Here is a 7139-nt window from a genome sequence, read left to right on the forward strand (position 1 = left end):
CGGTGGTGTTGAGCAAGGTCTTTGCCGAGGGGCCGCCCAGGTTGACCAGCACCTTCGGCTTGACCAGCTCGATCTGCCGTTCGATGAATGGGCGGCAAATCTCGGTCTCGTGCGGTGTCGGCGTGCGGTTGCCCGGCGGTCGCCAGGGAATGACATTGGCGATGTAGGCCGAGGTCCGGTCGAGTCCGATCGCGGCCAGCATTTGGTCGAGCAGCCGGCCCGAGCGGCCGACGAACGGCAATCCCTCGAGGTCCTCGTCGCGGCCGGGCGCCTCGCCGACCAGCATCACCGCGGCATTCGGATTGCCGTCGGCGAACACCAGGTTCTTGGCGGTGAATTTGAGATTGCAGCCGTCGAATGCCGCCATGTGCTTGCGAAGCTCGTCCAGGCTCGTGGCCGTCGTTGCCAATTGCCGCGCCAATGCCGCTTGTTGCTCATCGGGCACCGTCGCCGTACCGGACGGGGCGCGCACCGCCGGTGCCGCAGCTTGCCTTTCGCCCATTTCGGCGCGTGACAGGCCTGTCGAGCGTGGCAGTGCGGCGTTTTCACCAGTTGTCGGCGTAACTGTCGTTGGCGCCGGCTCAGGCGACTTTGACGCAGCCTCGGCAAACCTATTCAGCGGCTCCTCTTCGAGCGCTTCATCGACGCCGGCGCTGGCGTAAAAGGCCAGCAGGTCGGCGATAGCAGGTCGGTTGTCTCGGGAAACGGCAGTCATGCTTTCACATTCGGCCGCGCAGCAAGAATTTGCAAGTAATGCATGTCGCCCGAAAGCATGCCCTCGGGCCTGACCGGGGCCTGACCCTGGGTGCATAGCGGTTTTGGGAACGACATAAACATGACCCTTAGCTCGACGGTATACGCGGATCCTGCACCAGATAGAACGTCCAGCGCGGTGTGTAGTCGGTGATCAGGTAATCGAATTTTGCTGTCGTCAGCGGGTCGATCTTGCCACTCTTGAACAGCAGCCGATCATAGGGTTCGAAGTCGCGATCGAAATCGGCAAAGCTGCTCGACCAGATGTTGTCAGGCGTCTTGTTGCGCTGGTCGAATGACAGGCCGTCGCCGAACACGCTCGGCCGGTGGAGCACCTCCTGGAGCTCGAACTGGAACTCGACCCAGGCCTGGCCGCTGTTATTGAGCACGTCGATGCGCATATACATGAGGCCGTTCGCAAATTGGCCCGCGGTGCCGAAGGGATGGATCGGCTTCGTCGTGCGGATAGTCAGTGTCACCGGTGTTGCCGAGTTCAGCTCTTCGGTGATGACAAGCGGGTCCTCCTTTGTCCCGATGCCCGAGGCGCTGGTGATGCGGAAGCCGCCCAGCTCGTCGGAAAAGGAGTAGGCTCCGGCCGCCCAGACCCTCTGAGGCTCGGCATGGGCGCCAACGGGCATCAGCGGCAAAAGGGCCAAAACGAGCGCCCGGCAAATCCGTCCGGGCGCGGAAAAAAAGCGCGTCGATGAAAAGCCAATTGGCCCGTATATGCGCATGGTGCGAAGTATGGCCGATAAGCAAGCCGTCGAACAATTAAAAACGTCAGGGCGCCGGCTCTCTTGAAATGGGGCCTGGCCGGGATCGATGTTCCGGTGGACTGCAAACCGTGATTTTGTAGTACGATGCGCGACTTTTTGACGAAATCGGCATTGTCACGTCAGCGCCGGTTTCGCGTCGCGAATTGATGCGCTATGCAGCGGATAAGCCAGCAAGATGCGCAAATGCGGCAGCCAGTGAGGGGTTGATGAGCGAGATCGAACGCGAAAGCATGGAATTCGACGTGGTCATCGTCGGCGCTGGTCCGGCCGGCCTCGCCGCGGCGATCCGTCTCAAGCAGGTCAATCCCGAGCTTTCCGTCGTCGTCCTGGAAAAGGGCGGCGAAGTCGGCGCCCACATCCTGTCTGGCGCCGTAGTCGACCCGATCGGCATCGACCGGCTGCTGCCGGGCTGGCGTGACGAAGAGGGACATCCGTTCAAGACGCCGGTTACGGCAGACCATTTCCTGGTCCTCGGCCCTGCCGGTTCGTTCCGTCTGCCCAACATCCTGATGCCGCCGCTGATGAACAACCACGGCAACTACATCGTTTCGCTCGGCAATGTCTGCCGCTGGCTGGCGACCAAGGCCGAGGCGCTGGGCGTCGAGATCTACCCGGGCTTTGCCGCGGTGGGCCTCATTTACAGCGACGAGGGCGCGGTCACCGGCGTTGTCACCGGCGATATGGGCGTCGAGAAAGACGGCACGCATGGCCCGGGCTTCGCGCCGGGCATGGCGCTGATGGGCAAATATGTGCTGATCGGCGAGGGCGCGCGCGGCTCGCTGGCCAAGCAACTGATCGCCAGATACCATCTTTCCGACGGCCGCGAGCCCGGCAAATACGGCATCGGCCTCAAGGAGCTCTGGCAGATCAAGCCGGAGCTCCACCGGCCAGGCCTTGTCCAGCATTCCTTCGGCTGGCCGCTCGACATGAAGACCGGCGGCGGCTCTTTCCTCTACCATTTGGAAGACAACCAGGTGGCGGTCGGCTTCGTCGTCCACCTCAACTACAAGAACCCCTATCTGTCGCCTTTCGATGAATTCCAGCGCTTCAAGACCCACCCGGCGATCAAAGGCACATTCGAGGGCGGCAAGCGGCTGGGTTATGGCGCCCGTGCCATCACCGAGGGCGGCTGGCAGTCGGTGCCGAAACTGTCCTTCCCCGGTGGCGCGCTGATTGGGTGTGCTGCCGGCTTCGTCAACGTGCCGCGCATCAAGGGCTCGCACAATGCCGTGCTCTCCGGAATGCTGGCGGCCGAGCATATCGCCGAGGCGATCGGCGCCGGCCGTGCCAATGACGAACCGGCTACTTACGAGGCGGCATGGCGGGCGACCGATATCGGCAAGGATTTGAAGAAGGTGCGCAACGTCAAGCCATTGTGGTCGCGCTTCGGCACCGTCGTCGGCGTCGGTATTGGCGGCCTCGACATGTGGCTGAATTCGCTGTTCGGCTTCTCGCCTTTCGGCACGCTGAAGCACGGCAAGGCCGACTATGCGACGCTGGAACCGGCCGCTAAGCATAAGAAGATCGCCTATCCGAAGCCGGACGGCGTGCTCACCTTCGACCGCCTGTCCTCGGTGTTTCTCTCAAACACCAACCACGAGGAAAACGAGCCTGTCCACCTGCTGGTCGCGGATATGGACCTGCAGCAGCGTTCCGAACACGATGTCTATGCCGGGCCCTCGACACGCTACTGCCCGGCCGGCGTCTACGAATGGGTCGACAAGGATGGCAACGCCGGCGCCGATCCCGAGGCGAAGGACGTGCGCTTCGTCATCAACGCGCAGAACTGCGTCCACTGCAAGACTTGCGACATCAAGGACCCGAACCGAAACATAACCTGGGTGCCGCCACAGGGTGGTGAGGGACCAGTCTACCAGAACATGTAGCCTGCCTGAACGGCCCCGCCGGCCATCTCGACGTCGACCAAATGAAAGCCGGTAAAGGCCTATTATATTTGCGGTGTCTAAAAAAAGTTGAAGCGGCGCGGCGCTTGTGGTTCCTTTCCCTTCTGACCGGAGAGATGACCATGCGCCTGGCGGTTTTGACGTGCCTTGTGGCGATTGGTGGCTTGTGCGGCTTCGCACCGTCGGCATCGGCTGACACGAAGGTGCTGGTCAAGACCCGGACGTACGACATATCAGGAACCACGGGCGCCGCCCTGATCGAGGCCATGGACCGCAACGGCCCGAAGCGGCACGGCTTTATGACGCACGCCATCGCGCTGACCGCCTATACCGTAAGTTGGGACCTTGAGATCAGCAGGGAGGGTGGCGTCTGTCGGCTGCGGCAGGCCAATGGGACACTCGATCTCACCTACACCTTACCCCGCATGGTCTCAGCCGCGACACCGGCGCTTCAGAAGCGCTGGAAGCGGTTCTTCGCCGGCGTTCGTGCTCACGAGCATAACCATGGCCGCATCGCCAAAACAATGATGCGGGCGACCGAAAGATCGATCACGGGACTGGAGTTCGCCGACAACTGGGTTTGCAGCAAGACGCACCGCGAGGCGAGGCGCCGGATCAAGGCCGTCTATGCCGAATACGAGGCGAAACAGAACGCCTTCGACGCGCGCGAGCATCGCCACGGCGGCCATGTCGAACGCCTCATCGGTGCCCTGTTGCGCAAGCAGTAGGCGCTCAGCCTCGAGTCCTGCCGTGCTGTGTCACGGATGCGGTCGCAGTTTCATCTTCATCGACCGGCTTTTTCTGTTCCGGCCTGAGCGAGAAAACCACCATCAGCGGAAGATGGTCGGACCCGGTGCCTTCCAGTCTCGACACCGAATGGATAAGAACCGAGCCCTTGCTGAAAACCTGGTCGATCGGCAATCCGGCGAAGCGCAGGAAATCCGGCAGATTGATGTAGAGCCAAGTCGGCCCCGGCGAAGGCGCCACGGTCAGCTTGCCAAGATCTGCGACGCGCCGGACGGCGGCGCTCCACGGCACTGCATTGCAGTCGCCTGCCATGATCGATGTCTCGCCAAGCGATGCGAACTCTTCCGACAATCCGCCGATCTGCCGTGATTGGTTGTACGGCCATGGCCAGGTGAGGTGCACGGCTGCGACGTCGACGTCGGTTCCGCCGAAATCGACTGTCGCGATGGCAATCGCGCCGCGCCTGTCGCAGCGTGGTTGTGTGCCGGCGGCAAACGGCCGTCTGGACAGCAGCGCAACGCCGAACACGCCATTTGGGTAAGGGCAGAGGATCCGGTAGGGGTAGGCGCTGGACAGCAGTCCAAGCTTTGCCTTCCACATGTCGGATACCTCGTCGAGGGTAATCACATCAGGCTGGGTCCGGCCGATCAGCGACAGTACCTTTTCAGGCGTTGGGTTGTTGAACCGCAGGTTCATCTGCAGCAGGCGATAGACCGCCTTGTGACCGGGATAGACCGACTGGTCGCCGGGGTAAACGGGCTGGTCGCCGGGGTTGGCTTCGAAGGCTGCCTGGACTGGCCACAGGCGGGGCACTGGTAGGATGTTCGACGTGGTGGCAAAGGCAGCCCCCGCAACGAGCAGCGCTGCGGCGGCCTGCAGGCGAAACGAGGTCACGAGCAAGGGCAGCGCGCAAAGCGCCATCAGCACGGCAAGATGAACGCGGAAATGAGCGAAGGAATCGAAGGCCGGATGCAGCGTTCCGAAAAACCCAGCCACCAGCGCGACCGAGCAGCCGAGCATTGCGACGAATGCCGCCGATGTCATCATGTTTCGAACGCGTGCCATCTACTTTGCTTATCGGTAGAAATGCGGCCCAATCAAGATGGCGAAATGCCCTGCTGCGCTCTTACCAAGCTCCGGCCATGCTCCGGTCGATCGATCGGTGCTACTGGAATGCCGTTTCCGAAAAGCTTCTGAGCTTGCGCGAATGCAACCGTTCCATCGGCATCTCGGCCAGCTTTTCCATCGCCCTGATGCCGATGGTTAAATGCTGTGCCACCTGGCGCTTGTAGAACTCGGTCGCCATGCCGGGCAGCTTCAATTCGCCATGCAGGGGCTTGTCGGACACGCAAAGCAGCGTGCCATAGGGTACGCGGAAACGGAAGCCATTGGCCGCGATCGTCGCCGATTCCATGTCGAGCGCAATCGCCCGTGACTGCGACAGCCGCTGCACCGGCCCGCGCTGGTCGCGCAGCTCCCAGTTGCGGTTGTCGATGGTGGCGACGGTGCCGGTGCGCATGATACGCTTGAGGTCGTAGCCGGAAAGACCGGTGACTTCGGCGACCGCCTCCTGCAGCGCCACCTGGATTTCGGCCAGCGGCGGGATCGGCACCCAGACCGGAAGATCATCGTCCAGAACATGGTCTTCCCGCACATAGGCATGCGCCAGCACATAGTCGCCCAGTGCCTGGGTGTTGCGCAGCCCGGCGCAATGGCCGAGCATCACCCAGGCATGCGGCCTGAGCACCGCAATGTGGTCGGTGATCGTCTTGGCGTTGGAGGGGCCGACGCCGATATTGACCATCGTGATGCCGCCATGGTTCGGCTTCTTCAGATGATAGGCCGGCATCTGCGGCAGGCGCGGCGGCGCCACGCCATGGCAAGGCGCGCTTTGTCCAGCCTTGGTGACGACATTTCCCGGCTCAACGAATTCGACGTATCCGCCGCCGCCTTTCGCCATCAGCTCGTGCGCACGGGCGACGAATTCGTCGATGTAGAACTGGTAGTTGGTGAACAGCACGAAATTCTGAAAATGCTGGGGACTGGTCGCCGTATAGTGCGACATCCGGTGCAGCGAGTAGTCGATGCGTTGCGCCGTGAACGCCGCCAACGGCCTGGCTTCGCCTAAAGCCACTTCGAACGTGCCGTTGGCGATCTGGTCGTCGGTGCCGTCGAGATCCGGCACGTCGAACAGGTCACGGATCGGCCGCCTGATGCGCTCGGCTGCCGCGCCGTCGACATGGGAGCCTTCCAGGAACGCGAAATGCAGCGGGATGGGCGTCGTAGATTCCGAAACCGTGACCGGAACGCCGTGATTGCGCATGATCAGGCGAAGCTGTTCGATGAGATAGCGTTCGAAAAGGGCGGGCTGGGTTATGGTGGTCGAGAAATGCCCAGGCGTCGGCATATGGCCGTAAGCCTGCCGCGAGTCGATCTGGGTGAACGAAGTCGTGGTGACGCCGACCTCGGGGTAAAAGGCCCGGTAGCGCTTGTTGTTGTCGCCGCCTGCGGCGAGCGCCGTAAACGAATCGCGCAGGAATTTGGTGTTGCGGTCGTAGAGGGCCTGCAGGGCCGCGACGGCCTTTCCGGCATCATTGAAGATCTGCCGGCCAAACGGCTCCGGCATCACGACTGAGTCTATGGCTTGAGGATAGATTCGCTTTTCCATGACCCAATATAGAGGCTTGGCCATACGGTTGGGAGGGGCCAAAGGGTCGTTTTTCATTATTGAATGGGTTCAATGAAGGCCGATCGACCTAGCCGCGTCGCAGACTGACCAACAGCACAAAGCCGACGCCGTTCTTCTTCAACGCCGGCGCTTCGATCGTCGAGCCGGCATCGGCGCGCATCGTGGGCACGGCCAGAACCGGCGCTGCAAGAACCGTCAGGATGAGCGTCGCCCGCGGCACAAGCCGAAGGGCCTTGAAGGCGTTGGCGACGATGCGGTTCATGGTATGTT

At 62.1% G+C, this 7139-nt stretch carries 7 protein-coding genes; 2 read left to right on the forward strand and 5 right to left on the reverse strand.

Translation table 11 applies throughout. From position 1 onward, the window contains the following. A partial coding sequence (locus EOA85_RS22460) for a uracil-DNA glycosylase (RefSeq protein WP_164759806.1) occupies window positions 1-715 on the reverse strand: 715 nt, incomplete at its 3' end. A 127-nt stretch (window positions 716-842) separates the two neighbouring features. Further along, window positions 843-1487 (reverse strand): hypothetical protein, encoded by a 645-nt coding sequence (locus EOA85_RS22465; RefSeq protein ID WP_127211212.1) that lies wholly within the window; start codon window positions 1485-1487, stop codon window positions 843-845. Between the two features lie 248 nt (window positions 1488-1735). On the opposite strand from EOA85_RS22465, the gene EOA85_RS22470 reads away from it, so the two are divergent. Next, window positions 1736-3415: an electron transfer flavoprotein-ubiquinone oxidoreductase gene (locus tag EOA85_RS22470; protein WP_127211213.1), complete on the forward strand. Its 1680-nt coding sequence runs from the start codon at window positions 1736-1738 to the stop codon at window positions 3413-3415. A gap of 140 nt (window positions 3416-3555) precedes the next feature. Then, a complete protein-coding gene (locus EOA85_RS22475) occupies window positions 3556-4161 on the forward strand; it encodes a DUF922 domain-containing protein (RefSeq protein ID WP_127211214.1) in 606 nt (201 codons plus the stop codon). 4 nt (window positions 4162-4165) lie between these two features. On the opposite strand, the gene EOA85_RS22480 is transcribed toward EOA85_RS22475, so the two are convergent. The 3 genes from EOA85_RS22480 to EOA85_RS22490 all read right to left on the reverse strand — a co-directional run bounded on the left by EOA85_RS22480 (window position 4166) and on the right by EOA85_RS22490 (window position 7131). Then, on the reverse strand, window positions 4166-5245 hold the full coding sequence (locus EOA85_RS22480; protein ID WP_127211215.1) for an endonuclease/exonuclease/phosphatase family protein: 1080 nt from the start codon (window positions 5243-5245) through the stop codon (window positions 4166-4168). Between the two features lie 100 nt (window positions 5246-5345). Beyond that, window positions 5346-6806 carry an AMP nucleosidase gene (locus EOA85_RS22485; protein WP_240992499.1) on the reverse strand — a complete coding sequence of 487 codons (1461 nt, stop codon included), beginning with the start codon at window positions 6804-6806 and terminating at the stop codon, window positions 5346-5348. A gap of 130 nt (window positions 6807-6936) precedes the next feature. Continuing rightward, window positions 6937-7131, reverse strand: a complete 195-nt coding sequence (locus tag EOA85_RS22490) for a hypothetical protein (RefSeq protein WP_127211216.1) — start codon at window positions 7129-7131, stop codon at window positions 6937-6939. Window positions 7132-7139 lie beyond the last annotated feature (8 nt).

This window comes from Mesorhizobium sp. M5C.F.Ca.IN.020.29.1.1 (genome assembly GCF_003997375.1).
GTDB classification, from domain to species: domain Bacteria; phylum Pseudomonadota; class Alphaproteobacteria; order Rhizobiales; family Rhizobiaceae; genus Mesorhizobium; species Mesorhizobium wenxiniae.